This window comes from Arsenophonus nasoniae, assembly GCF_004768525.1.
GTDB lineage: Bacteria > Pseudomonadota > Gammaproteobacteria > Enterobacterales > Enterobacteriaceae > Arsenophonus > Arsenophonus nasoniae.
In genome coordinates, this window is record NZ_CP038613.1 from 2,216,573 (window position 1) to 2,243,443 (window position 26,871).

Genomic DNA, 26,871 nt, shown 5'->3' on the forward strand with positions numbered 1-26,871 from the left:
ATAAAACTGTAGAGATTTATAGCTTATAATTAAGCAAAATCTTATAGGTATAAATATGACCCGAAAAGTAAAAGTAACCTTTAGCGGAAAGCAAAAACTGGAATATGCAAAACTCATGGTTGAAGGTGGATATAGCAATATCCAAGTTGAAAAAATATCCGGTGCGGGTAAATCTGCCGTATCACGATGGAAGCAACAATATCTTGCCGAGTTAAATGGGAATACGCCTGTAAAATCAAAAGCGTTAACACCCGAGCAACAGCGCATACAAGAATTAGAAGTTCAACTTAAGCGTGCTCAGAGGGGATAATGACATATTAAAAAAAGCCGCGGCTTACTTCATCCTCGACAATCAAAACTCAAAATCGTGAAGCAACTGAAAATCATGTACCCCAATTTTACGGTCACTGAGTTATGCCATCTTTTTGAAGTAAGCAGCAGTAGTTTTTATTATGAAACGAAAATACCGACAGTTGAAAATGAAAGACTGTGTGGCGAAATCAAACGTATTTTTTATACATCGGGTCAAATTTATGGCAAAAAGACGTATTCAAGCCGAGTTAAAGGGTTTAGGGCACCAAATTGGCACTTATAAAATATCGAACATCATGAAATTAAATCAATTAGTTGCAATTAGACCAACGAAAAAGCACTACTATCACTCATTGGGTAACGAACATCGATATGCCCCTAATTTGCTTAAACGACAATTTTCCCCTGAACAGCATAATCACTATTATGTCGGGGATATCACGTATATTAGACATCACTATGGGTGGAGCTATTTAGCCTGTGTGTTGGATTTAGCCACCAAAGAAATTATTGGTTATGCCTTATCAACAAAACCGGATTCGAAATTAGTGAAAGAAGCCTTAGATAACGCAATTGAACGGCAATTACCGGATACGACAAGTTTGATGTTCCATTCAGATCAAGGTTGCCAATATTCATCGGAGGAGTTTAGGGCGCACCTCTTTGAACGGAAAATAACTCAAAGCATGAGTCGGCGAGGTAATTGCCTCGATAATGCCGTGATGGAAAGATTTTTTAGGAGTTTAAAGACAGAAAGACTTAACCGTTTATCGTTTATGAATCATCAATCTGTTGTCTGTGAAGTTGAAAATTATATTCAGTTTTACAATTATTATCGACGCCATTCAACGATTGGTTATTTAACGCCACATCAAAAATATCATGAACTAAAAAATGCCGCTTAGATCTTCTACAGAATTTGTTGACCATTACACAAAAACGAAAGGGAAAGTAGAGCGCTTTAACCACTATTTAAAAAACAGCTTTATCGTGCCATTAAACACCGACCTTCGTGCTCATAATCTTGAACTGGATATTGAAATAGCTAATGCAAAAGTGGGTCCATGGTTACAACGCGTTGCCCATCAGCGAATTCATGGAACAACGTTAGAGAAGCCAGCAGATAGATTAGCTAAGGAAGTTAAGTCTCTTCTACCCTTACCAGCAAGGGTTTGCCAATCTATCCCACAGACTAATACGCTTAATATCCCTATCGTACCGCCCCTTGAATCTGTCAGTTTGCAACACTCAATCAGCGTATACGAAGCATTACTGGGAGGTGAACATGTTATTGCATGAACAAATTGAACACCTGTGTGAGTCATTGAAATTAAATTCTATTCCGACTCATTGGTCATCACTTGCCGAAAAATGCATTGCCCAAGACAAAAGCTACGGAGAGTTTTTTACTGTCCCTGTTAAAATGTGAGCAACAACAACGAGATGAACGAACTCGTAATCTTTTGAGTCGGATGGCAGGATTCCCAGCACATAAAGAACTTAATACGTTCGATTTTAAGTTTGCAACGGGGATCCCCAAACAACACATACAGGAATTAAGCGCATTAACGTTTATTGAACGTAATGAAAATGTCGTGTTGCTTGGCCCAAGCGGTGTAGGCAAAACGCATTTAGCTATTGGGTTAGGATTAAAAGCAGTACAGGCCAAGAAGAAAACCCGCTTTACCACGGCAGCTGAACTGATGTTGCAACTCTCAACTGCCAAACGACAAAATAAGCTCAAACAATATCTATCACGTTCGGTGATGGCCCCGAAGTTGTTGATTATCGATGAGATTGGATACCTGCCGTTTGGGCGAGAAGAAGCAAACCTGTTTTTCAATGTGATTGCCAAGCGTTATGAGCATGGCAGTGTCATATTGACGAGTAACCTATCATTTGGGCAATGGCCAAGTGCTTTTGCTGATGACGCAACATTAACTGCCGCTATGCTTGATCGTTTACTTCATCATTCGCATGTACTGCAATTAAGCGGTGAAAGCTACCGATTGAAAGATAAGCGGCGCTCAGGAGCAATAACTGAGTAAAACAGTGGATCAATTTTGATTGATCGGATTTAGATAAAAAGTGGATCAGTTTTCGGTGATCGTTGACATCTAACCCATTCCATCGGAAAAACCACCATGCAAAAAGCAAAAATCCTGTCATCGGAGCGATTTCCGATGAACAACAACGTCCGGCGTTTACGCTATTTACAAAAATTAGAAGCGCTAAAGCGCAATGGCAATCACCAGTTCCCTGTCACTATATACCGTTAAGGTCAACGCATAATGCTTACCACAAATACTCCCCTGCTGGCAAGACTGGCAGAAAACCACACGCAAATGATCATGGCGCACAATCAACTGGCCGAAGCCCATAAAATGTTAATTAGTCAGTTGGTCGCACATACTGAACATGACCCGAGTGACCCAAATGAACCGACAAGGGCGAACAAACCAAAACCCTTCACACCGGACGTTAAGCCTCAACCTGTCGTGCCATCAGCTATGGTTGAGCCTCAAGAAGTGATTGAGCCTAAAATTACTATCGAAGTGCCCGCTAGCGCTGAAGACAAACCAGCCACCGTTGTCGCCGAGAAAAAGGTTCAAGCCCCTAAGGCAGAAGCGAAACCTGCTAAAGCCGTTAAACCGATTGTTGAAACCCCTAAAGTAGCGCCTGAACCTGAACCTAAGCCCGAACCGGTTGATATTGAATCGCTTGATTTGCGTCACGTCGTCGCCCTATCCGTCTTGTTTGGTGACAAAGCGCTTAAACCTGACAGTACGCAAGTCGCTAAAGCCACCGCAACGCTTGCATCCGAGAAAGCTGATAGCGTCACTGGGCAAATTGATGCGCTGTATTGTGCCTTGAATGGGTTACCTAAAGTGACATTTCTTCCCAAAGCCAAAATATTTACGATATGCCTAAAAACGTTGGCTAATTGGGATAATCTCTTTGGCATTACCGATCGTCGCGAATTTGCCTTGTCATTAGTGCGTGAATTGCCTACACCGGCGGAAGTGAAATTGGTAGAAGCTGAAGACCCACGAACTAAGTCTTCAAAACTGATCACTGAATTGGCAAAAAAAGGCTATCGGAATGAAGTCGTTAAAATACTCCATGAATTCAACGCTAAAAGGCTAGGTGATATTCCTGATGACAATCTGGTTCAGTTTATCAAGAAAGCCCAACGCGTTTTAGCCGATGATAACGCAGAGGGTAGTGATGGCTGAACATGCAAAACTTTCCCCCTCCTCAGCGCATAGATGGATGAGATGTAGCGCCAGTCTCGCAGTAGAAGCCACCTTACCCGATAAAACATCTCCATTTGCGGAAGAAGGCAGCGCGGCGCATGCTTTAGCAGAAAGTGTCTTAAAAATGCGTCAAAACCCCTATAGTGACGGGTGTAAGCGAACATATGGCTTTGATGCAAAAGATTATATCGGTACATATCCGTTGCTAAAAGCCAACTCACCACAAGTGGGTGAAGAGATGATTGAACACGTCCAGACCTATGTTGATACTGTCTGGCACCTGGCGGACGGGAAAATCTTACAGGTTGAGGAGCGCGTTGACTTTTCAGCCGTCATTGACGTAGAGCATTCGTTTGGTACCGCCGATGCGATTATTATCAGCGAGGATGAGCTACAAATCCATGACCTAAAATACGGTAAAGGCGTTAAAGTATATGCCCCGAACAATGAGCAGCTCATGCTCTACGCGCTAGGGGCGTTACAGCAGTTTGACCTTGTTTATGATTTCAAAACCGTACGGCTTTTCATCCATCAACCCCGCCTTAACCATCTGTCTGAATGGGCGCTATCGGTTGAGGACTTAAAAGACTTTGGTGACCTAGCCCGATTGCGGGCGCAAAAAGCCATGGAGATGGCAACCCTCGCCGAGCGCAACGGGCTTGATGCGCTACCGGATAGTGCCTTTTCACCGGGTATCAAGCAATGCCAGTTCTGCAAAGCAAAAGGCGGATTGTGTTTTGCTCAGGCGCAATTTATCCATAATGAAGTCAGAGGCGATTTTGTCGATTTAACTCGGCCTTTGAACCCCCAACTAAGTGATGCTATCAAACGCATTACGCTGCTAACCCCTGCACAAATGGCAAAACTCTACCAGCATGTTGATTTGATAGAGAGCTTTTGTAAAGCCCTGCGAAATCGGGTCGCCGAAACATTACACAACGGGCAATCGGTACCGGGCTTTAAACTGGTGACTGGCAAACAGGGTAATCGCACCTGGGGTGATGAGCGTGAAGCCGAAGCACTGTTAAAAAATGCCAAACTTAAACAGGAGCAAATCTACCACAAGAAAATTATCAGTCCACCACAGGCTGAAAAATTGCTTAAAAAAGACAAGCCGAGTCGCTGGGCAAAACTGGAAGCACTTATTGAGCGAGCAGACGGTAAACCCGTCATCGCACCAGAATCAGACCCAAGACCTGCCATTATTACTAACCCCTTAAACGACTTCGACGATGTGACCGAAGCGTCACTCGCTGATAAATCCATTTAATTAAAAGGTAACACTATGAAAATCAAATTAAACAACGTACGTCTGGCTTTTCCTGATTTGTTTGAACCCTCTCAGTTTAGTGGTCAGAGTGAATTTAAATACCGTGCCACTTTCCTAATCGCCAAAAATCGTACTCACCTGATTGAGGAAATTAAAACCGGTATCAAACGTGTGATTGGCGAGAAATGGGGCGCCAAGGATATCGAAAAAATCTATAATAACATCTGCAATAATCCTAACCATTTTTGCTTACGCGATGGCGACAATAAAGAATACGACGGCTACGCCGGAAACCTGTATATCAGCGCCAGTAATAAATCCCGCCCATTAGTCATTGACCGTAATACCTCACCATTAACTGCACAGGACGGACGCCCCTACTCAGGCTGCTACGTTAACGCCACCATTGAGTTTTACGCCTATGATAATAACGGTAAAGGCGTTTCAGCATCATTAAGAGGCGTTCAGTTTTTCCGCGATGGTGATGCGTTTAGCGGTGGAAGCGTAGCTTCTGTTGACGAGTTTGACGACCTGAGCATGGCTGAGGAAGAAGCATTATTGGCAAGTTAACACCAGGGAAACTACCGCCGCCTGAGGTGGTGAAATAATCAGGCATCGCGCTATATTCCTTGAGGAGAGTTAAACATGAAATTAGATAATATGAGTGAAACCATTGCACTTACTAATCCCAGTAACAACCACCATTATCTGCTTAACCTGGAACAACCCGTTTACGCTGATGAGGAAACCAGAACATTAATCAATATGATCCAACTACTGGCAGAAGAAAACCAGTACCTGAGAAAAGAGAATAAACGATTGGCAAAAAGCCATCGTTGAGTTGATGGGCTATGCAGGACTCGAACCTACGACCGATGGATTAAGAGTCCACAGCTCTATAATTAATCTAACATCCCGCAATATTTTTTTTTATAACAGTCCTTTTAATAAATACGGTGGGAAGTAATTATCAAACCCTTCAGCTATACCATAATCTCTTAGTTGCTTTCGTGAGTAAATGTCAATCTTTCTATATATCTGTTGTATTATTTGCTCTACAACACAACAATAGGTACCTAATCGCAATGCGATTTCTTGGTTAGTGAATAGCTTCATCGCGAAAAAGAGTACATTCAGTTCTTTAGTCGTAAATAAATTATTCGGTGGGTGATTTGTTAAAAAAGAAGGTGTCGCTGGGTTCTTAAAGAAATGTTCTGATAGTAATCTCGATGGTATTTTTCTTCCATGACAAATAGTACCTGCAATTTTATTCTGATTGTAATAGGGTCTTTTTTCAATAATAAAAGATTGCACCACTTGCTTTTTCGCTGTGAAGTGTGTGTTAATAATAAATATTGGCTTATCAGATTGAATAACAATTTGTTCATGTGCATGAACTGTGTCCGCATATTCACACCATGATATAGGACACTCAGCAATTTTTTTTTCCTTCAATACTGAAGTTCATCGGTAAACAAGAAGTGCTAAAGACTGCTTTATTGGCATAGATAATGCGGGAATCTTTATCTTTAATATCCCAAATATCTTCCTGTTTCTCCATAAACGAAATCAAATGACTTGTTAGTACATCGCGAGTTTTCATAAATATCCTTGTTACAATTTTATTTTTAAGCTTAGTTTCTTAATAAAAAAAAGAAAAATAAATACCGCTTTTTTATTAAATAATCTCGTGTACTGACAACCACGGGTACGAAGGTGAACTGACACACTTCATAAAGGGTAATCATCCATCAATTTCATTATTGAGGCATTTTTACATGCAAAATTTACTGTTTTGCGATTTAGAAACCTACAGCGATATTCCGATTAATTGTGGCACACATCGCTATGCTGAAAATGCAGAAATATTACTTTTTGCGTATGCGTACAATCATGAACCCGTAAAGGTTTGGGATGTGACGCAAGATAAAACGATGCCAAAGGATTTAAAAGCCTACCTCGATGACCCTGAAATTTTAACCGTCTGGCATAACGGCGGGATGTTTGATACGGTAATTTTAAAACACGCGTTAAATATTGACTTACCCTTATCTCGCGTTCACGACACCCTGGTACAAGCACTGGCACATGGCTTACCCGGTGCGCTTGGTTCGCTTTGCGATATCTTCAACGTCAACAGCGATAAAACCAAAGATAAAGAAGGTAAAGCGCTCATACAGTTATTTTGCAAACCACGCCCTAAAAACAGCAAAATACAACGCGCCACGGCGTTAACACATTTCGAAGAATGGCTGCGTTTTAAAACCTACGCAGGTTCAGATATTTTAGCAATGCGCGAGATTTATCAACATTTACCGCGTTGGAATATGAATTTTAATGAAACAACGTTATGGCAGTTAGACCAAAGAATTAATCTCCGGGGGATGTGTATGGATGTTGAACTGGCGAAAAGCGCTTTGACCGCGGTTGAAAGCGAGCAGAAACGGTTATCAACCGTCACACAGCAATTAACAGGTAACGCTGTACAGGCTGCGACCCAACGCGATGCTCTGCTACAGCATATCACCGCGTCATTTGGCATCACATTACCGGATATGCAAGCCAGCACGCTACAGCGACGCGTTAATGACCCTGATATTCCACGGGCTTTACGTGAACTGCTGTCAGTCCGTCTGCAATCGTGCACAACCAGCACCAGTAAATATAAAGCGCTGTTGAAATCGGTGAGTACAGATGGACGACTTCGAGGAACCAAACAGTTTTGTGGCGCTTCACGTACTGGACGATGGGCGGGGCGGATTTTTCAACCGGATAATCTCCCCAGACCCACGCTTGACCAAAAAACCATTGATGAGGGGGTTGAAGCGTTAAAAGCGGGTTGCGCCGAGCTGATTTGTGATGACATTATGCAACTGACCAGTTCTGCGCTTAGAGGATGTATTATTGCCCCACCGGGTAAAAAACTGGTTATCTCCGATTTATCCAATATTGAAGGTCGCATGTTGGCATGGCTGGCGGGCGAAAACTGGAAAGTCAAGGCTTTTAGCGAGTTCGATAACGGTAAAGGTGATGACCTCTATAAACTCGCCTATGCGCGCGCGTTTAATCTATTACCTAAAAACGTCACTAAAGCTCAACGACAAATCGGTAAGGTGATGGAACTCGGCTTAGGCTATGGCGGTGGGGTTGCGGCATTTCTGACATTCGCCCTTGCCTACGGTCTGAATTTAGATGAACTGGCGGAAGCCGCATTACCTAATATACCGCATAACGTTAAGCGAGAGGCAATAAGCTGGTATCAAAAATCTGTTGAAACAGATAAAACTTATGGCCTCAGCGAAAAAGTCTTTGTTACCTGCGATTCCCTTAAGCGCATGTGGCGCAATGCCCATCCACAAACCGTATCATTCTGGTACGATATTGAAAAGGCAGTAAAACAGGCCATTCAGTCACCAGGGATAGTGTTTAAGTGCCGTAAACTTAGCGTTCGTCGCGATAAAGGCTGGCTCAGGATTTGTTTACCATCAGGTCGTAGTCTTTGCTACCCTTCTGCGCGAATAGAGAATGGACAAATTACCTACACGGGGACTAACCCCTACAGCCGTAAATGGGAAAGGCTAAAAACCTACGGGGGGAAAATTACAGAAAATATCTGTCAGGCCGCTGCACGCGATGTATTAGCCTATAACATGCCGCCTATTGAAAAGGCGGGTTATGAGATTGTCCTAACCGTCCACGATGAGATTATCAGCGAAGCGCCCGATACCCCACAATTTTCCGCTGAGGGGTTAAGCGCACTGTTAAGTGCCAGGCCTGACTGGGCTTTTGATTTACCGCTTAGTGCAGCGGGGTTTGAGACTTATCGCTATCGAAAAGAATAAAAAAGTATTCGTCACGATTAACAGGGAAACAATAAGGTTTATCCACTATGCAAGACCAACTAAATATATTACCGCTGAAAAAATACCCTTACCAGATAGCTACGTTTTCCAGTTTTCTAGAAAAATGCGGATTAGGCAAAATTATGCCAAAAATGAAAGGGAATTTTATATGCTATGAATTAGCCTGTGGGGTGTATATTAACCTGTACCGCAATAATACCATTCAACTACAAGGTAACCCCTCAGCAACCTCGGTTATTGAAAAAATACTTAAAACACATTTACCCCACTATTCGCCACCTAAGAGCGATACCCTTTCCGCCGACTAGGAAGAAGTTTATTTTTTGGAGTCATCATGGCCTTTAGAAAAAACGACAGCCCCCTTTATTTTAAGGCTGCACAGGACGCGGTACACCTTGAGCAGTCAGGGCAATACCATGAAGCCGCACGCGCATGGGCACAGGCAAACCGATTGGCACGCAATCGCAATAACCGTATCTGGAGTGAGAACCGCGCCGATTTTTGCTTAATGCAAATAAAACGGGAAAATATTAAAAGGATGTATTCATGCGGTTAATCAGGGAAGAGAGTATCGAAAAACATTTGGTGCGTGAAGTGCAAAAAATCGGCGGCATTGCCTATAAGTTTCTTTCCCCCGGACGACGAGGCGTGCCTGACCGATTAGTCGCCCTGCCCAATGGCAAGATTATTTTTGTGGAGTGCAAAGCACCGGGCGAAAAACCTACCCCCTATCAATTGCGCGAACACGCAAGGCTTTTTGCCCTGGGCCATCAGGTCATCGTACTGGACAGTCAGGATCTAAGCAGCATTTTACCCGCTATCAGTTAAAAATTAACTTATTGACGAAAGAAGAAATCATGCGCTATAGTTTATTTGCATCTGCAAAATCAGATGTCGGGATTGACCTCTCGTTGTAACTAACAAGGCGCATAGCACGCCGATAGCGTGTTTTTTTATGCGTCAGTCTGCCATATCAAGAATCAATGGTGGGCTGGATGGGGGAGCCGTAAGGCTCGCCGGGTCCTTGTTAGCCGGTAAGGTCAACCTCGTCCAGTTCGCCACCCAAGATTGACCTCAAAGGTGGTGATTATCCTCTTAACTAACAAGGTAATCATTACTATGAATACTTTAATTTTCCGTAACACTATTCTTGAAACCATCTCTCGTAATGGGCAGATCTGGTTTACATCTAGCGTGCTTTCTAAAGCATTGGAATACTCACGCATCGACTCTGTTACAAGAATTTATGATCGCAATAAAGACGAATTTACACCTGGCATGTCAATGACCGTCAATTTGACGTTCAATGGAATAAACAATAGCTTACGTGAAAAAACGGTACGAATTTTCTCCCTAAGAGGCGCACATCTGATCGCCATGTTCGCTAATACGCCAGTAGCAAAAGAATTCAGAAAATGGGTGCTGGATATTCTCGATAAACAAACAGTTAATCAGACCAGTAACTTTACCTCAAAATATCAACCAAAAGCCGCAGAACGTTTTAGCCATTCAGACACCCGTAATCTGACGCATTTAGTTTGGTGTATGACAAATGGCTTTCGATTTGAGCGTTCATGGAGTAATGCGGTGTGGCTAGCGTTACGCGAAGTAACTGGCACACCATCACCGGAGCGTTTTCAGGTGGAGCATATACCGTTAATGGCTGACGAATGCAGACGCATTTACTATATTACCGAGTCACTACGCCAAATTATCAATGAGGCTGAAAAGCAAGTTATCAAACGACTTTTACGTAAGCGTGAAAATATCGATACTGTTTTAGCGGAAATAAAGCAGCTTTTTGAACAATTCCACCATCAACAAATCGGGATAATCACCGCTCGCACCGATCAGTGGTACGAAGGTGAATTGACCCATTTCTTAGAACGTCACTAATTAATCTTAACGCCCCTTTTTATAGGGGCAATCTTTCATCAATTTCATTATTGAGGAATATCCTTATGTCAAATTTAATCAACATCGAAACAAAAAACATTAACGGTGGATTAATCCAAACGGTTAATGCTCGTGATCTACATGCATTCTTAGGGGTAAAAAACCATTTTAAAGATTGGATAAAAGATCGCATTGAAAAGTATGGATTCCTTGCGAATGAGGACTTCGTGACTTTCGCGGAAAAAACCGCAAAAGGTAGGCCGTCTATAGAATACGCAATTTCCCTCGACATGGCGAAAGAGCTATCCATGGTTGAGCGTAATGAAAAAGGAAAACAGGCAAGGCAGTATTTTATTGAATGTGAACGACGTGTTTTACAACCTCAAACATTGCTACCAACAGCAAAAGAACTCGCTCTCATGGTTGTTCGTGCCGAGGAAGAGAAAGAACAGTTATTACTGGAAAACAAAAGCCTCTCAACAGAAAACGATTGTCTTAAAAATCTCTTCAAAGAAGGCATGACCCCTACCCAGTTTAGCAAAATGCTTAACGGGGTAAACAGTCAACAGATAAATCATTATCTTGCCGCGAAAAACTGGCTCTATAACGAAAGTAAATCCGGCAACAATTTACGCTGGCGTGTTGCCGCTACCGCTCGGGATAAATATTTAACCGAAAAACAAAACGAAATAAGCCCTCATGGTGCGAATAGCTTCATTAGTTATCGTCCTGTTTTACTTAGAAAAGGCGCACAGCGACTTTATGACCAGTATTTGGCTGACAAACTCCCTATGAAAAAGAACTGGAACGGATTACATACCCATGACAAAACTATCCAGATTGTCGCCTGAACAAAAGACAATCGCTAAAACCTTCACCCCTCGCCCTTACCAAAATCTCATTATCAATCACCTACTCGATATCAAACGCTCAAATGTCTGGGCGGGAATGGGAATGGGTAAAACAGCAGCAACGCTGACGGCGTTAGAAAATCTCTATCTTGCAGGCAGTGAAACCAAAACCACATTGGTATTAGCCCCTTTACGGGTAGCCCAATCCACCTGGCCGGATGAAGTGCTTAAATGGAACCACCTCCATAATATCGAAGTGCAACCCATCATTGGCACTGCCAAATCACGAATGGCAGCACTCAAAAATACCCATGCCAGCGTATTTACTATCAATTATGACAATCTCGTCTGGCTGGTTGACATCCTCGGAGAAAATTGGCCTTTTGGTACGATTATTGCCGATGAGAGCACTCGGTTAAAATCATTCCGGCTACGCAAAGGGGGTAAACGCACCGCAGCCCTTGCCAAAATCGCCCATAAATCGGTTCATCGATGGGTAAACCTAACAGGCACGCCTTCACCCAATGGCCTGATGGACTTATGGGGGCAAGCGTGGTTTGTTGACCAGGGCGAAAGGCTAGGCAGAACGCATAGTGCGTTTACGTCCCGCTGGTTTAATCGTATCCAGTTTCCTGGGCAACAGTGGAGCAGATTTGAGCCTTTAGGATTTGCTAATCTACAAATTCAGTTAGCGCTTAGCGATGTCACCTTATCCCTTAACGCCGCTGACTGGTTTGATATCGAAGAGCCGATACACAACGTTATCAACATTACGTTACCTGTAAAAGCACGAGCGCACTATCAGGCGATGGAAAAAGAACTGTTTCTTGAGTTGGGCGATAGCGCTATCGAAGCGTTAAATACTGCTGCCAAAACAATAAAATGTTTGCAAATTGCAGCAGGCGCTATTTATAGCGATGACAATCACAACTGGACAGAAATACACGATGCCAAAATCCAGGCGCTGGAAAGTATTGTCAATGAAGCCGGAGGAATGCCTGTACTGGTTGCTTACCACTGGAAACATGACCTTGAAAGACTGTTAAAAGCATTTCCAAAAGGCAAAATGTTAGACGCTAACCCACAAACCCTCACCGACTGGAATAATGGCAAAATCCCGCTGCTTTTTGCCCACCCTGCAAGCTGTGGACACGGCTTAAATTTACAGGACGGCGGTAATATTCTGGTCTTTTTCTCCCACTGGTGGGACTTGGAGCAATACCAGCAAATTATCGAGCGTATCGGCCCCACCCGTCAAGCGCAAGCTGGACATAATCGTCCTGTCTTTGTCCACCATATCGTCGCTAAAGATACCCTCGATGAAGTGGTGATGGCGCGCCGTAATTCAAAACGGGCAATACAGGATTTATTACTGGAAGCGATGAGAAGGAAATAAAAAAAAATGCCAACTCAAACAAGTTGGCGACGACTTAAACCAGGAGAAAATGAGTTTAATCACGAAAAAACGTGAAAGGAATAAAAATTATCATCTGCAATAAGCATAGAAGAGAAATAAAGAATTAACCTTAAATTTACAAAAATTTATATATTAATATCAAATAGTTATCATTAGCATTACTATTCTCATTAACAACGGAGAACTCACCATGTGGATTTTAATTTTAGCCATGTACGCCAGCCCTTATGCATCGAGTAACTTTGCAAGTGTTCATACTCAGGAATTTGACACTGAAAATATGTGCCAATTCGCCGCTAAACAGTTTGAGCAGGAATTTGAAACGTTCACGGATATCAACGCCAAAGCGATTTGCGTTAAGAAATAAGCCAATTTTAAAAGGTTCAACCATGAAACTTAACATCATCAAACTATTAATCACGACATTATTGTTTATCAGTGCAGCATTTGCTTTCGAACTGATAGTTGGTCACATTGCGCACGCCGATACCGTCATTGACCCACAAATCAGGTTTAAACGTGGCGAATTAGGCAATATTCAATTAGGCGGACAAGAGCTACTGGTTATTGGCATCATGCTAGTGCCAGCTCTTATGGTTTATTTGGGGGTATTCCTCGACACATTGAAGAAATAGTTAGCGCGAATAGTTATTATCCCCCCTGAATTTATCCCACTTAAATTAGCCATACCGAAAGGTGAACGTTTAGCTATTAAAAAAGACCAGCACAAGGCTAGCCAACACTAGGGAAAATTACATTGTGAGTTTTTCAATGAGGACATAAACGTGAATAATAATTCTATGTTTATTACAGATGAACAGATGAAAGAACTAACAGGTTACCAAAAACCATCCAAACAATGCAAAGTTTTGGAAGAAGCGGGAATATTTTTTATTAAGAGGCCTGATGGTCGCCCCAAAACGACATGGGAGCATTTCAATAACCCCTCTTCAAAAAAATTTGATATTAATTTTGCTGAGAAACCAAATTTCGGAGCTATATAGTTATGTCTGGAAAACGAAAAAATCCTGCTGATAATTGGATGCCCCCACGTGTATTTCGTGGGAGATCTGCATACGAGTTTAAACATCCAAATGGTCGTACAATTCGTTTATGTGCTCTAAATGCAGATAAATCTGTTGTTTGGAGTCACTATGAACAATACGTTAATGACGAAAAACATATTTTTAATTATGAATCGCTGATTAATCAGTTTCTATGTTCAGCAGATTTTATCGAATTATCGAAAGACACACAGAATGACTATCAAAAATATTCCAAAAAAGTTATTCCTGTTTTTGGCAAAATGAATCCGGATAATATTAAACCTGAACATATTAGAAAATATATGGATAAAAGAGGATTAAAGAGTAGAACACAGGCCAACAGAGAAAAATCGTTTATGTCCAGAGTATTTCGATGGGGATATGAACGAGGATTAGTAAAAAATAATCCGTGTAAAGGCGTTAAACAATACAAAGAAATAGCCCGTGATCGTTATGTTACAGATACAGAGTATCACGCATTATATTCTATTTCACCGTTGATTGTTCAGATCGCCATGGAACTAGCATATCTTTGCTGTGCTCGGCAAGGAGATATTTTAGCATTACGCAAAGATCAACTCATGGAAGCAGGAATTTATATCAAACAAGGAAAAACAGGCAAAAGCCAGATAAAAGGTTGGTCTGAAAGATTAACTAAAACTATAAAATTAGCTAAACAATTACCGTTAAAAGAAGGTGTTAATAGCTTATACGTTTTACATCAAGCAAACGGGAAACTATATACCAGAGATGGCTTTAATAGTAGATGGTTAAAAGCTAAAGAAGAAGCCGCTAAAAAATACCCTGAATTGGATTTCAATTTTACCTTTCATGATTTAAAAGCAAAAGGTATATCTGATTTAGATGGAACTTTACAAGAGAAGCAGGCTATTTCGGGTCATAAAAATATTGGGCAGACTGCCAGATATGACAGAAAAATAGAAGTCGTGCCGGTCGTAGGTAATCAGAAGAAATGAATAAATATTTAAATTAACTTAATTTATCTTCTGAAAGCATCTTCTGAAGATGTTCTGAAAGGTGATCTTGGTCACAAAAATTTGGTCTTAAGCGACTAACCTTTTACTTACTAACTTATTGATAATAAATGGAAAATTTCATGGTGCCCAGGGCGGGACTTGAACCCGCACAGCCTTAAGGCCGAGGGATTTTAAATCCCTTGTGTCTACCGATTTCACCACCTGGGCTAAATTCTGGAGGCGCGTCCCGGAGTCGAACCGAGGTAGACGGATTTGCAATCCGCTGCATGGCCACTCTGCCAACGCGCCCTACTTAATCTAGCTTATTTGTAGGGCCGATTTGGAGCGGGAAACGAGACTCGAACTCGCGACCCCGACCTTGGCAAGGTCGTGCTCTACCAACTGAGCTATTCCCGCATTCTTACTATGCTTAGTTAGTTAAACCTAGCATCGTTTGATGCGCTGCATTCTACTTGTTTCCTGTATTGAGTCAATACTATTATTTATTAATTCGGTTCGTTCGCTGTTTTTTCAATCATTTCGATCAAGCTTCATTCAAATTTTTCCATGCGGCAGATAAATATTGAAACATAGACCAAAACGTTAAAGCAGCCGCAAAATAAAGTAATAGAATAGCAATTACCTCAATTTGGATATTAGGATGCCACAGCAATCCTACTAATGAGCCCATCTGGGCAGCTGTTTTAAATTTTCCAATCCAAGAAACAGCCACACAACTACGTTTGCCCACTTCAGCCATCCATTCCCGTAATGAAGAAATAATAATCTCACGCGCAATCATCGTCACTGTTGGTAATGTAATCCACCAAGTATGATAATATTCGGTCACCAATACTAATGCCGTTACTACCATAATTTTATCAGCAACAGGATCTAAAAATGCACCAAATTTAGTTGTTTGCTGCCAGAGTCTGGCAAGAAAACCATCAAACCAGTCGGTCAACGCCGCAACAACAAAAAGAAACGCACAAACAAAAGGCGCCCAATGAAAAGGAAGATAAAAAAATAACACAAAAAACGGAATCAATATGATACGAAAAAGTGTTAACCAAGTTGGGATATTTAATTGCATCATGCTCTATAAATGTCTGGCCAAAATAAAATATATATACAATTCCACTAAGCTTATTGCTTCAACGCATTATGAATTTTTTCTGCTAGTGCATATGAAATCGTTGGCACTTTTGCGATTTCATCAATGCTCGCATTACGCAGAGCTTGTAAGCCCCCCATATATTTAAGTAGCATCTGCCGACGTTTAGGACCTACACCTTCAATAGACTCTAAGGTACTGGTGTTTCTAACTTTCGCCCTACGCTGACGATGTCCGGTAATCGCGTGATTATGTGATTCATCACGAATATTTTGTATTAAGTGTAGCGCCGGTGAATCAGGCGGTAACGAAAGGCCTTCACCATCAGGTTTAAAAAATAATGTTTCTAAGCCGGCTTTGCGATCATGTCCTTTAGCAACGCCTATCAATTTAGGTCGTGTAATGTCCCAATCGACATTTAATGCCTGGAATACACCAATTGCTTGAGCCAGTTGTCCCTTGCCGCCATCAATAAAAATAACATCCGGCACTTTACTTTCATCTACATGTTTCCCATAACGTCTCGTTAAAACTTGATACATAGCAGCATAGTCATCACCAGGCGTAATATCAATTATATTATAACGACGATATTCCGAACGTAATGGCCCATTACTATCAAAAACAACACAAGATGCTACAGTTTGCTGTCCCGAAGTATGACTAATATCAAAACATTCCATTCGATAAATTTTTTCGATTCCTAGCAAGTCAGCTAATGCCTCCATTCTTTGGTGAATAGTAGATTGTTGTGCAACTTTTGTTGCCAATGCTGTCGCTGCATTAGTACGAGCCAGTTTTAAATATTTAGCTTTTATTCCTCTTGGTCGCACTTGAATGTTAATTTTACGTCCCGCTATTTTAGTTAATAAATCAGTAAATAGCGCTTTTTCTGGTAATAAAAAATCTAACAATATTTCTGCAGGTAAAGAGCGAATTTCACTACCCTGTAAATAAAATTGACCTAAAAAGGTTTGCACGACTTCGCTTAATTGGGTATTTGCTGGGATCTTTGGATAATAACTACGACTACCAAGGACTTTTCCTTGTCGAATAAAAAGTACCTGAACACATGCAATGCCTAAGTGATAAGCAACACTAATAGCGTCAAGATCTTGCGTATTACCAGAGACGAATTGTTGCTCAGTTACCGCTCTAACTGCTTGTATTTGATCACGATAACGTGCTGCATTTTCAAATTTAAGCGTTTGACTAGCCTGCTCCATATTTTGGATTAATTGATTGAGAACCTGCTGATCCTTACCCGATAAGAATAAACGAACATATTCTACTTGTTGATAATATTCTTCATCAGTAACCAGCCCGCTAACACAGGGGCCAAGACAGCGATTAATTTGATATTGAAGGCATGGTCTGGATCGGTTTCGATAGACACTATCTTCACACTGACGCAGTGGAAAAAGCTTTTGTAATAAAGCCAGCGTTTCTCTGACGGCATTAACACTAGGAAATGGGCCAAAATAGTCACCCTTTGCCTTCATAGCACCACGATGCATAGCCAAACGTGGATGTTTATCTGCGCTTAAAAAAATATAAGGATAAGATTTATCATCCCTTAGTAAAACATTATACCGAGGTTGGTAAAGTTTAATATAATTATGCTCAAGTAATAAAGCCTCTGTTTCTGTATGTGTTACGGTAATATCAATTTGAGCAATATTTTTAACCAGTTGTTCCGTTTTACGGCTCGTTACTTGCCCTCTAAAATAACTCGCTAAGCGTTTTTTTAAATCCTTCGCTTTACCAACATAAATCACTACCCCAGATGTATCATACATACGATACACACCCGGTTGACTAGTTACTGTTTGCAAAAATACTTTCGGATCAAATAATTCAGGCACTATAATAAAAACTCTCTGTTTGAATCAATCCATTTGTTATAGCTATATGAGTTAATTCTACATCACTACGAACTTTTAGTTTACTAAACATTCTATATCTGTAGCTATTTATTGTTTTTGTATTTAAATTGAGCTGTTTTGCTATCTCGCCAACGGGTACACCACGCGTTACCATAAGCATAATTTGTAATTCACGATCAGATAAAAGGTTTAAAGGGTTACTCATTTCTGTCTCTAATTGATGTAATACAAGCCATTGCGCAATATCAGGCGACAAATATTTTTGCTTTAACTTGACGACACGAATGGCATGCAGTAAATCACTCTCTTTTGCCTTCACACTCAGTATACCTCGTGCTCCAGCTTCTAGCGCCTTCATTAAATAGATATTTTTCTTTTCAGTAGAATACATAATTATGCCTATATCAGGGATCATCCTAATCAAACTTTGTAATTTTTTAATTAACTCATAATCACTTGTTCTCCCATTTAATAAAATAATTTCCGCCGTATGTTTTCGGCACCATTGGATGGCTTGATTCAAAGAGACAACATGCCCAGCTATTTTCATACCTTTTGTTTTATCAAAAATAGACTGCATTCCCAATCGAATAAACTCATTATCTTCGACTAATAAAAGACTGATCAAAGAAATCTCCCTCTTCTAATAAGTAATAAAAATATCATTATCTTTTATATATGAATTTATTTATGCTAGATAACCACTATATTTTATAACTTAAAATAGAAAGTTAATAAAATAAACGTATTATTAATTATGCTAGATACTATTTATCTTTGATATAAAACAACATTAAACATAACTTTATGTTATGGTTTGTATTTTATTTTTTCTGTATTGGTAAAATATAAAGCTAAAACCAATAACAAGATCGCTTCATTATAAATAATAATATCGGTAGCAGATTTATAAAAAATAATAATCAAATAGATAATAGTTGTAATACCAATATAAATAAAATAACGTAAAGGAAAATAATTCTTTGATTGAAAATATTTAATCATTAATGTAATAAATGGAAAATAAAAAATACAAGTAAAGATATTTTCAAGTAAATAGTAAGATGGAGGTGCTAAATTAATACTAAATAATAATGTTAACAGGTAAGTTTTACTTGCTAAAAAGAATACCAGCAATATTGCTAAGATTAGCGAGCTAAAATTCAAAATATAATGACGCAACCTAGATATATTGATATTATATTTAGTTATTTTCATTGAATCTCCTCAATACCATCAACCAAAATTTTACCAAGATACTCATGATTATAGAATTATAAATCTAACAAAAACTGGTTTAATTTATTTTTAAGTATTAAGAATATGTTGTTGTGTAAACAAGGCCTTCTCTTCAATAAGCTTATAATACATAGGATTACAACCAATATAAAACTGAGTAACTAGAAAAGCAATTTGACTCTGTTCAAATAAAGTCACACTAATATAATGACTTTGAGGGTTAAACATCTTAGAAAAAAAATGCGAACATTTATTACAAAATTTTTGCACTAGCCATGCAAAAAAGTGACAATAACTTACATTAGTTTTATCTTCAATTGATAAACCACGCTCAATAATAAAACGCATTAACAGATAGCCATTCCATTTTTGATACATCAGACAATGGCAGGCTGTAATTTCATAACAAGTTTGCTCTGTTTTTAATATAACTCGTCCATATAAACATTGACCCTCATACTGCATAAACATGACCTTTTTATTATTGAAAAACAAATAAAAACATAGCAATTTTTTAAAATCAATAACTATTTTTTAACCAAAAGGTTTGAATAATATATATGTGATCAGGCTCGTTATTATGTTGATTAACTAACACAAAAATGTTAATTTTTTACCAGAGAATTACTTAATAGAACTAATACTTACTTTCCAAAAATTTCTGTCTAAATTGATATGATAACGCAAAAACAATCAATTATCTGAAATTATAATAATAGAAAGCTATTGAACATATTTTCAATAGCTTTCTCTATATAAAATATCTAATTTATACTTGTGTCATGCGATTAAGTAACGGCGCTGTGAGCAACATAATTAATGCAATAACTGCTGTTACTATGCCTATCTTCATGAAAACATCACTATATATGCCTAATGATATTAAAGGGCTTAGTGATTCCCCTTGAGGCGTTGCTGTCATAGAAGCAATAAAACCTGCAATAAAAGCAGCGGCTGAGCTGGTTAAAAACCATGAACCCATAATAAATCCCATCAAACGTTGAGGTACTAGCTGCGCGACCATTGCTAGTCCCAAGCCAGAAATCATCAATTCTCCAATACTTTGTAATCCATAAGACAGTACTAACCAATTAACAGAAACAATACCTGCTTCATTAGCAAATTTAGCACCTAGGGGTAATATAAGAAATGCTGTCGAACAAAGTACCATTCCGATGGCAAATTTATGGGGCATTGGTAAATTATCACCCATCTTATTATATATTGATGCAAGAATCGGGCTAGAAAGCATGATCCAAAGTGGATTCAAAGCTTGGTATTGCGCTGGCTCAATACTAATACCCAAAATATTATGTTCGACATTATGTATAGCAAAGAAATTTAATGACGTTGGCATCTGGCTATATAGTACAAAAAATACAACTGCCTCTATCATTAAAATAAATGCCACAATCATTTTTCGACGAGCTGCACCTTTTAATGCAATAGTTTCCTTAACAAAAACAATTATAATAAAACATGAAATGATTGCTAGGGCGGCTCTTGCCACAGCCATATTATGCAATAACCAATTAGAAAGTATAATCAGTGCCACTATACCGATAATAGTAAATAAATATTTAGACAATTCTATCGATTGAAAATCAGGTTTAGAGCCATAATCTTTAACCCAATTTTTGCATAATAAAAAATTAACTAAAGTAATAATCAAACCAATCACACTCAGTGAAAATGCAATATCCCAACCATAATGCTTTGCCAACCAGGGTGTGGCTAACATAGAAAAGAATGAACCGATATTGACAGCCATGTAGTACATTGTAAATGCACCGTCGAGACGTTGATCATTTTTATCATAACAAGTGGAAAGTAACGAAGAAGGATTTGCCTTAAATAAACCATTACCAACTGCAATAGTTGCTAACCCCAGATACACTAATAAAACATCGTGACTAGAATAAGCAATAAAAGCATAACCGACAATAAGTACGATAGCACCTAATATAATAACCCTTTTAGTGCCTAATACCTTATCACCTAACCATCCACCAATTGCAACAAAACCATAAACTAATGCAGTGAAAGCAGAAAATAAAAAGATTGAGCTTCGGACATTCCTAACATTTGAGTTAAATAAATCGTTAAAATCCCCTGTAAACCACTGAAGCCAAATCTTTCCCATAGCTCAATTGAAAAAATGAGATAAAAAGAACGTGGTTGTTTGAAAGCATTCAAACTGATATTCTTGGTATTATTCGTTGTGGACACAAGTTACCTCTATACAGCCAATACGTTTATATGCACATGCATGAATCATCACCGTGTACTTTGCAGTTATAAATTAAATATCAAATAAAAGCTAAACAATCCCAACGAGTGATCACGGTTAGTTTGTCAATTACTACATAATCATGCGATCATCATCATTTATAACACGCTGTTTTCATGCTTTTAACAACGCGGGATGAAAACTAATATAGCAAATATTTCAATAAGTTAAGACTATTGAATACGCTTCATATTCTGTTTTCAACATCTAACTCCTACATAAGCAAACGAAGCATAAATAGCAATATACGCCATTTATGCATAAAAAATAAAGAATTAATTATTATTAAAGTATAAGAATAGGTAAAATTTAGCAGAAATATGACTATCAACTAATATTTTAGTTTCCATTAGGTATTAAATTTTATGTTAAAAAATTTAAATTATATAATGATAAGCTTATATTTTGTAAGCATGTTATTTTATTGAAGACAATGCATTGATCAATTTGAATATAATAGTTAAAAAAATCAACTTCATTATTTTTCAACAATTCATAAAATAATAATGTAATTGCTAAAAAATTTATAATAAATATCTGATTATATAAGAATGAATGAAAAATATCGTATTTAATAAACACAAATCAGTATAAGTTGCATATCATACTACTTAAAAAACATACACTCAATAGTAGTTAAATTTTATTTTTAAACTAAATAATAGTATACTTAAATGTTCTTAAATAATTTTTTAAATTAGATGAGTATTAATTATAAAATGGTGTTACTAACTAAGTACAATATAAAATATAGTGTTAATATTAACAATTACCTATTTTATAAAAAATAAAATCATATATTAGATGAATATATATTACTAATATTTAAATTATCAATTTATTTTATTGCAACAAAAAAATATACATTAGAAGTAAAATAAAGTAATAAAAGTACTATAAATTCAAAACAATTAGTACTCAACATTAAAATTTTATTATTAGACAGAAATTATTAAATCAATTTATATTTTATATAAATATATCATTTTATGCAAAACAATTAATTATTTTTGCAAAATTTTTTCACTTTTGTGCTTTATGCTTTCTTGCTGAAATTTAATTATTTCTATACACATTGGCAATATTCCAGCCAATTCTGCTAAAAGATCATTAGAATTGCACGAATATGATGATTTGGAAACTATTTGGATAGCAAGATCATAAGCCATTGACTCTAATGTATATTCTAGGCTTTCATTACGCTTCATCATAAATGATTATCCACTTTAGTTAATTTATTAATTATAAGCATAAGCTATAAATTTCAATTTTAAAAATTTTATTTAAAAAAAAATACAGATATACTTTTTTGCAAATAAAAATTAACAAAACAAAAACAATTTATTTAATATGATATATTTATTTAAATCTGGCTGAAAAATAATAATTTGGCTAACTCGTATTTGCAAAACTTTAAAATTACTCATTTAACATAAATTTAAGTTCCAAAATAATTAGAATTAGTTTAATGCCTTAAATTTTTATATGTAACTTAATTTTTAAAAAAGCGCCGATTAATTTGAATAACAATAACAGCGCTAATATTCAAAATTAATAAGAGTTTTTCTTTAATTCTGCCAAAGAACATAAGCACGCCTTTGGCGTGAGCATCGCGGCAAAGGCGCTCTATTTCTAGGCAATTCCCTTCTCGTCTTTTATACTCTGCTCTATGTACATCCCCAGACCTGCAAAACTGCTATTTCAATACGATGACGGATGGAACCTTTTCATCGAAAATAATTACGTGGATGAATGGTGTCACCGATCATGCAAAACTGATCCACTAACGATCATCTAAAACTGATCCACTTGGTATTATTCGCACATTTTTGTACGGATAATTTATGTTAACCAAGGAGATATTTGTGGATATTCATGTTCGCTTTGCACAAGGACAAAGCCTTCGAAAAATTGCCAGTGAGTTGGGTATATCCCGTAACACCGTAAAACATCATTTACAACAACAGACAATGCCAACTTATGCTAAAAGAAGTCAACAACCGACTAAATTATCCCCCTTTAAACCTTATTTGCTTCAGCGAATTGAACTGGCTAAACCTGATTGGATCCCTGCAACAGTCTTATTTGATGAGGTAGTTGAAAACGGCTATCAAGGTGGTATTGCTCAATTACGCCGATTTGTTTGTCAATTTAAACCAAGCATTGTTCCCGAAGTAGTCGTCCGTTTTGAAACACAGCCAGGTCAACAAATGCAAATCGACTTCACCAGCATCCGGCGAGGTAAAAAATCGCTGAAAGCGTTTGTTGCAACGCTAGGCTATTCGCGTGCGAGTTATGTAAAGTTCTTTGATAATGAACGAGCAGAATCGTGGCAGCAAGGTTTAAGAGAAGCTTTCGACTACTTTGGTGGTGTACCACAGGAAGTATTGTGTGATAACGCAAAATCCCTCATCATCGAACGGGATGCTTATGCAGAAGGTGAGCATAAATTACATGTCGAAATGCTTCAAATGTCGAAAGATTACGGGTTTAAATTGAAGGCTTGCAAGCCCTACAGGGCAAAAACGAAAGGGAAAGTAGAGCGCTTTAACCACTATTTAAAAAACAGCTTTATCGTGCCATTAAACACCGACCTTCGTGCTCATAATCTTGAACTGGATATTGAAATAGCTAATGCAAAAGTGGGTCCATGGTTACAACGCGTTGCCCATCAGCGAATTCATGGAACAACGTTAGAGAAGCCAGCAGATAGATTAGCTAAGGAAGTTAAGTCTCTTCTACCCTTACCAGCAAGGGTTTGCCAATCTATCCCACAGACTAATACGCTTAATATCCCTATCGTACCGCCCCTTGAATCTGTCAGTTTGCAACACTCAATCAGCGTATACGAAGCATTACTGGGAGGTGAACATGTTATTGCATGAACAAATTGAACACCTGTGTGAGTCATTGAAATTAAATTCTATTCCGACTCATTGGTCATCACTTGCCGAAAAATGCATTGCCCAAGACAAAAGCTACGGAGAGTTTTTACTGTCCCTGTTAAAATGTGAGCAACAACAACGAGATGAACGAACTCGTAATCTTTTGAGTCGGATGGCAGGATTCCCAGCACATAAAGAACTTAATACGTTCGATTTTAAGTTTGCAACGGGGATCCCCAAACAACACATACAGGAATTAAGCGCATTAACGTTTATTGAACGTAATGAAAATGTCGTGTTGCTTGGCCCAAGCGGTGTAGGCAAAACGCATTTAGCTATTGGGTTAGGATTAAAAGCAGTACAGGCCAAGAAGAAAAACCCGCTTTACCACGGCAGCTGAACTGATGTTGCAACTCTCAACTGCCAAACGACAAAATAAGCTCAAACAATATCTATCACGTTCGGTGATGGCCCCGAAGTTGTTGATTATCGATGAGATTGGATACCTGCCGTTTGGGCGAGAAGAAGCAAACCTGTTTTTCAATGTGATTGCCAAGCGTTATGAGCATGGCAGTGTCATATTGACGAGTAACCTATCATTTGGGCAATGGCCAAGTGCTTTTGCTGATGACGCAACATTAACTGCCGCTATGCTTGATCGTTTACTTCATCATTCGCATGTACTGCAATTAAGCGGTGAAAGCTACCGATTGAAAGATAAGCGGCGCTCAGGAGCAATAACTGAGTAAAACAGTGGATCAATTTTGATTGATCGGATTTAGATAAAAAGTGGATCAGTTTTCGGTGATCGTTGACAATGGCAACTACTCTCTGTCGAAAAGATGCTCGCCTGCAGCACCTGCGCTATGGGCGTTCGCCGTTATTGCTGTTCTTCACCTGAATGCTCTCATTCACGCTTCTTTTGTCAAACCTGTAAATCCAAAGCCTGCAGTGCGTGTGGCCTCAAAGGCACCGAACAGTGGATTGCCCAGCAGCGCCATATTTTGCCGGATTGCGAATGGCAACATATTACCCTCACTATGCCTCACCTACTTTGGCCTTTTTTTAACAATAACTGGTACTTGCTCAACCAACTCTTTCGCTGTGCAACCCGCGCCATGCTCAAACACGCCAAGCGCCAAGGCCTCGAAATTGGCATTTTTTGTGCGCTGCATACTTACGGTCGCCAACTCAATCAACATCCGCATATTCATTTATCCGTCACGCGTGGGGGACTCACTCAATATGACACCTGGAAACCGATTTTCTTTAAAAAGAAAGACGTTGAAAAGGTCTGGCGCAGTGCGGTCATTCGACTCCTTAGGGATAACTATTTTCAGTTACAACCCAATAAATTGCCTGGCTTCGGGCACATTCGCAATTATCAGACCTGGTGTCGTTACCTCAATGCCCAGTTTCAACGTTATTGGAAAGTACATTTTGCCAAAAAGACACGCGGGGCCTGGCATAATGTGAAATATCTGGGCCGTTATCTTAAACGTCCCCCTATCTCCGCTTCTCAATTGAAACACTACAGCGGCGGCACCGTGGTTCATCATTACTATGACCACCACAGCCAACAATACAGACGACAGACCTTATCCCAAGAAGAAATGATACGGCGTTATGTCAGTCATATCCCTGCGCGACATTTTAAGATGATCCGTTATTACGGTTTTTTAGCCAATCGCAAACGCGGGTGCTTATTACCGAAGGTGTATGAGGCGTTAGACATGATATCTCCTAATGTGCCTGAAAAACCTGGGTTTGGGGCCCTTATCAAAGGTTTTTTAAATACTGACCCGTACCAATGTATTTTATGTGGAAACCGATTGCGGTTTATGAGTGCGGAAAAAGGAATACACGCCGTCACTTTACTGTCAGAAAGGCGGGATAAAATGGTCAAAAAACGATGGTTACAAACCGCAGCCTAGGAGCAGTGTGCCTATTATTAGGCTTTTAGATGATAATTTAACCGAATTACTGTTCTCATGGTTAATCAACGAGAAAACTGTCAGAATTTAATAGAAATATTAAGTTCAAAACACCTCCATTAATGCCTTACTGTATTGATTGAGATTCCTAACCATCAAGACTCAACAATTCGTACCATATTTTGCTCAACTTCTGGCGGTGTATAACCATTATCTTTCAATTGGTTATCTAATTGTATAAACTTATTTATGCCATATTTTTTAACTATTTTATCAAACGCACAATTACATACATTAGTGATAAAACTTATATTACCTTCACTTCCTCTTGCAGAACTTGTACAATACTTAGCAAAATTATTCTTGTATTCTTCAATCTTAGACTTCTCATCAGAGCACGCTGAGGTAAATAAAACTTGTATTATAAGTAAAAACCCTAAAAATTTCTTCATAAAATAGTTAAAACTCCAATTTTATTTTAATGACCAGCATTATTTTTACACTCAATTAACAAAGATTGCTTTTTATTTTGCTCAAGTTAATTTTATTCGCATGAGTTATAGTAAATACTTGATATCGAATTAAGATTATCTTCATATGATAACTATTTTTTATCTTATTTACTACTAATTAT

The 26,871-nt window shown here is 38.7% G+C and carries 28 protein-coding genes, 3 tRNA genes and 5 pseudogenes; 23 read left to right on the plus strand and 13 right to left on the minus strand.

All coding sequences use genetic code 11. The features are described from left to right. The first annotated feature begins 55 nt into the window (after window positions 1-55). The 8 genes and pseudogenes from ArsFIN_RS11120 (at window position 56) to ArsFIN_RS11150 (ending at window position 5,679) form a co-directional block, all read left to right on the plus strand. A pseudogene (locus tag ArsFIN_RS11120) lies at window positions 56-1,217 on the plus strand (IS3 family transposase). Further along, a complete protein-coding gene (locus tag ArsFIN_RS11125) occupies window positions 1,207-1,611 on the plus strand; it encodes a hypothetical protein (RefSeq protein WP_210409073.1) in 405 nt (134 codons plus the stop codon). The pseudogene ArsFIN_RS11120 and the gene ArsFIN_RS11125 overlap by 11 nt, the downstream one beginning before the upstream one ends. After that, window positions 1,598-2,360, plus strand: a pseudogene (gene istB / locus ArsFIN_RS11130) (IS21-like element helper ATPase IstB). Before ArsFIN_RS11125 ends, istB (ArsFIN_RS11130) begins: the two are co-directional and overlap by 14 nt. 96 nt (window positions 2,361-2,456) lie before the next feature. Then, entirely contained in the window at window positions 2,457-2,591 is a 135-nt protein-coding gene (locus ArsFIN_RS28225; protein WP_276489382.1) for a hypothetical protein, read from the plus strand. A gap of 12 nt (window positions 2,592-2,603) precedes the next feature. Next, the gene (locus ArsFIN_RS11135; RefSeq protein ID WP_135677724.1) at window positions 2,604-3,548 is read left to right on the plus strand and encodes a hypothetical protein; all 945 of its coding nucleotides are present in this window, start codon (window positions 2,604-2,606) and stop codon (window positions 3,546-3,548) included. Further along, complete coding sequence (locus tag ArsFIN_RS11140) at window positions 3,520-4,839, plus strand: DUF2800 domain-containing protein (protein WP_135677725.1); 1,320 nt, start codon at window positions 3,520-3,522, stop codon at window positions 4,837-4,839. Before ArsFIN_RS11135 ends, ArsFIN_RS11140 begins: the two co-directional genes overlap by 29 nt. A 15-nt stretch (window positions 4,840-4,854) precedes the next feature. Next, window positions 4,855-5,409: a DUF2815 family protein gene (locus ArsFIN_RS11145; RefSeq protein ID WP_135677726.1), complete on the plus strand. Its 555-nt coding sequence runs from the start codon at window positions 4,855-4,857 to the stop codon at window positions 5,407-5,409. 75 nt (window positions 5,410-5,484) lie between these two features. Beyond that, a complete protein-coding gene (locus ArsFIN_RS11150; RefSeq protein ID WP_026824018.1) occupies window positions 5,485-5,679 on the plus strand; it encodes a hypothetical protein in 195 nt (64 codons plus the stop codon). Window positions 5,680-5,769: 90 nt separating this feature from the next. On the opposite strand, the gene ArsFIN_RS11160 is transcribed toward ArsFIN_RS11150, so the two are convergent. Both ArsFIN_RS11160 and ArsFIN_RS26350 read right to left on the minus strand, forming a co-directional pair. Beyond that, window positions 5,770-6,294, minus strand: coding sequence for a helix-turn-helix transcriptional regulator (locus ArsFIN_RS11160; RefSeq protein ID WP_135677727.1), 525 nt, complete (start codon window positions 6,292-6,294; stop codon window positions 5,770-5,772). After that, window positions 6,272-6,442, minus strand: coding sequence for a hypothetical protein (locus ArsFIN_RS26350; RefSeq protein WP_155847046.1), 171 nt, complete (start codon window positions 6,440-6,442; stop codon window positions 6,272-6,274). Before ArsFIN_RS26350 ends, ArsFIN_RS11160 begins: the two co-directional genes overlap by 23 nt. A 175-nt stretch (window positions 6,443-6,617) precedes the next feature. Between ArsFIN_RS26350 and ArsFIN_RS11165 the strand changes: the two genes are divergently transcribed. From ArsFIN_RS11165 to ArsFIN_RS11210, 11 genes are all read left to right on the plus strand, one after another. Then, the gene (locus ArsFIN_RS11165) at window positions 6,618-8,681 is read left to right on the plus strand and encodes a DNA polymerase (protein WP_135677728.1); all 2,064 of its coding nucleotides are present in this window, start codon (window positions 6,618-6,620) and stop codon (window positions 8,679-8,681) included. Window positions 8,682-8,728: 47 nt separating this feature from the next. After that, a complete protein-coding gene (locus tag ArsFIN_RS11170; RefSeq protein ID WP_135677729.1) occupies window positions 8,729-9,010 on the plus strand; it encodes a hypothetical protein in 282 nt (93 codons plus the stop codon). Between the two features lie 26 nt (window positions 9,011-9,036). Beyond that, on the plus strand, window positions 9,037-9,258 hold the full coding sequence (locus tag ArsFIN_RS11175; RefSeq protein ID WP_135677730.1) for an ANR family transcriptional regulator: 222 nt from the start codon (window positions 9,037-9,039) through the stop codon (window positions 9,256-9,258). Beyond that, window positions 9,249-9,530: a PDDEXK family nuclease gene (locus ArsFIN_RS11180; protein ID WP_135677731.1), complete on the plus strand. Its 282-nt coding sequence runs from the start codon at window positions 9,249-9,251 to the stop codon at window positions 9,528-9,530. The genes ArsFIN_RS11175 and ArsFIN_RS11180 overlap by 10 nt, the downstream gene beginning before the upstream one ends. Before the next feature lie 291 nt (window positions 9,531-9,821). Continuing rightward, window positions 9,822-10,598, plus strand: coding sequence for a BRO-N domain-containing protein (locus tag ArsFIN_RS11185; protein ID WP_135677732.1), 777 nt, complete (start codon window positions 9,822-9,824; stop codon window positions 10,596-10,598). Between the two features lie 65 nt (window positions 10,599-10,663). Beyond that, the gene (locus ArsFIN_RS27495; protein ID WP_246067198.1) at window positions 10,664-11,449 is read left to right on the plus strand and encodes an antA/AntB antirepressor family protein; all 786 of its coding nucleotides are present in this window, start codon (window positions 10,664-10,666) and stop codon (window positions 11,447-11,449) included. Continuing rightward, window positions 11,421-12,845, plus strand: coding sequence for a DEAD/DEAH box helicase (locus tag ArsFIN_RS11195; RefSeq protein WP_246067200.1), 1,425 nt, complete (start codon window positions 11,421-11,423; stop codon window positions 12,843-12,845). The genes ArsFIN_RS27495 and ArsFIN_RS11195 overlap by 29 nt, the downstream gene beginning before the upstream one ends. Before the next feature lie 211 nt (window positions 12,846-13,056). Further along, window positions 13,057-13,233, plus strand: a complete 177-nt coding sequence (locus tag ArsFIN_RS26355; RefSeq protein WP_167876688.1) for a hypothetical protein — start codon at window positions 13,057-13,059, stop codon at window positions 13,231-13,233. 22 nt (window positions 13,234-13,255) lie between these two features. Then, complete coding sequence (locus ArsFIN_RS11200) at window positions 13,256-13,501, plus strand: hypothetical protein (RefSeq protein ID WP_034250100.1); 246 nt, start codon at window positions 13,256-13,258, stop codon at window positions 13,499-13,501. A 150-nt stretch (window positions 13,502-13,651) separates the two neighbouring features. After that, window positions 13,652-13,870: a DUF4224 domain-containing protein gene (locus ArsFIN_RS11205; RefSeq protein WP_338023276.1), complete on the plus strand. Its 219-nt coding sequence runs from the start codon at window positions 13,652-13,654 to the stop codon at window positions 13,868-13,870. Between the two features lie 2 nt (window positions 13,871-13,872). After that, entirely contained in the window at window positions 13,873-14,889 is a 1,017-nt protein-coding gene (locus tag ArsFIN_RS11210; RefSeq protein WP_026823708.1) for a tyrosine-type recombinase/integrase, read from the plus strand. Between the two features lie 141 nt (window positions 14,890-15,030). On the opposite strand, the gene ArsFIN_RS11215 is transcribed toward ArsFIN_RS11210, so the two are convergent. From ArsFIN_RS11215 to ArsFIN_RS11260, 10 genes and pseudogenes are all read right to left on the minus strand, one after another. Beyond that, window positions 15,031-15,117, minus strand: a tRNA-Leu gene (locus ArsFIN_RS11215). A gap of 7 nt (window positions 15,118-15,124) precedes the next feature. After that, window positions 15,125-15,198, minus strand: a tRNA-Cys gene (locus tag ArsFIN_RS11220). A gap of 32 nt (window positions 15,199-15,230) precedes the next feature. Next, a tRNA-Gly gene (locus ArsFIN_RS11225) sits at window positions 15,231-15,306 on the minus strand. A gap of 127 nt (window positions 15,307-15,433) precedes the next feature. Further along, window positions 15,434-15,982, minus strand: coding sequence for a CDP-diacylglycerol--glycerol-3-phosphate 3-phosphatidyltransferase (gene pgsA, locus ArsFIN_RS11230; RefSeq protein ID WP_026823707.1), 549 nt, complete (start codon window positions 15,980-15,982; stop codon window positions 15,434-15,436). Window positions 15,983-16,035: 53 nt separating this feature from the next. Further along, window positions 16,036-17,868: an excinuclease ABC subunit UvrC gene (gene uvrC, locus ArsFIN_RS11235; RefSeq protein WP_026823706.1), complete on the minus strand. Its 1,833-nt coding sequence runs from the start codon at window positions 17,866-17,868 to the stop codon at window positions 16,036-16,038. Beyond that, window positions 17,861-18,517, minus strand: a complete 657-nt coding sequence (locus tag ArsFIN_RS11240; protein ID WP_026823705.1) for a LuxR C-terminal-related transcriptional regulator — start codon at window positions 18,515-18,517, stop codon at window positions 17,861-17,863. Before ArsFIN_RS11240 ends, uvrC begins: the two co-directional genes overlap by 8 nt. Before the next feature lie 182 nt (window positions 18,518-18,699). Further along, entirely contained in the window at window positions 18,700-19,107 is a 408-nt protein-coding gene (locus tag ArsFIN_RS11245) for a phosphate-starvation-inducible PsiE family protein (RefSeq protein WP_026823704.1), read from the minus strand. 90 nt (window positions 19,108-19,197) lie between these two features. Next, window positions 19,198-19,593 (minus strand): GFA family protein, encoded by a 396-nt coding sequence (locus ArsFIN_RS11250; RefSeq protein WP_026823703.1) that lies wholly within the window; start codon window positions 19,591-19,593, stop codon window positions 19,198-19,200. 304 nt (window positions 19,594-19,897) lie between these two features. Beyond that, window positions 19,898-21,357: pseudogene (gene dtpA / locus ArsFIN_RS11255) on the minus strand (dipeptide/tripeptide permease DtpA). A gap of 1,065 nt (window positions 21,358-22,422) precedes the next feature. Beyond that, window positions 22,423-22,629, minus strand: a complete 207-nt coding sequence (locus tag ArsFIN_RS11260; protein WP_026823702.1) for a hypothetical protein — start codon at window positions 22,627-22,629, stop codon at window positions 22,423-22,425. 458 nt (window positions 22,630-23,087) lie between these two features. On the opposite strand from ArsFIN_RS11260, the gene ArsFIN_RS28230 reads away from it, so the two are divergent. From ArsFIN_RS28230 to ArsFIN_RS11275, 4 genes and pseudogenes are all read left to right on the plus strand, one after another. Further along, a complete protein-coding gene (locus ArsFIN_RS28230) occupies window positions 23,088-23,216 on the plus strand; it encodes a hypothetical protein (protein ID WP_276489383.1) in 129 nt (42 codons plus the stop codon). Between the two features lie 46 nt (window positions 23,217-23,262). Next, on the plus strand, window positions 23,263-24,303 hold the full coding sequence (gene istA / locus ArsFIN_RS11265; protein WP_135677651.1) for an IS21 family transposase: 1,041 nt from the start codon (window positions 23,263-23,265) through the stop codon (window positions 24,301-24,303). After that, window positions 24,290-25,052 (plus strand): annotated as a pseudogene (istB, locus tag ArsFIN_RS11270) (IS21-like element helper ATPase IstB). The gene istA and the pseudogene istB (ArsFIN_RS11270) overlap by 14 nt, the downstream one beginning before the upstream one ends. Before the next feature lie 66 nt (window positions 25,053-25,118). Next, window positions 25,119-26,237, plus strand: a pseudogene (locus tag ArsFIN_RS11275) (IS91 family transposase); the annotation flags it as partial. Between the two features lie 155 nt (window positions 26,238-26,392). Here ArsFIN_RS11275 and ArsFIN_RS11280 read toward each other — a convergent pair. Beyond that, window positions 26,393-26,689 carry a hypothetical protein gene (locus ArsFIN_RS11280; protein ID WP_026822728.1) on the minus strand — a complete coding sequence of 99 codons (297 nt, stop codon included), beginning with the start codon at window positions 26,687-26,689 and terminating at the stop codon, window positions 26,393-26,395. Window positions 26,690-26,871 lie beyond the last annotated feature (182 nt).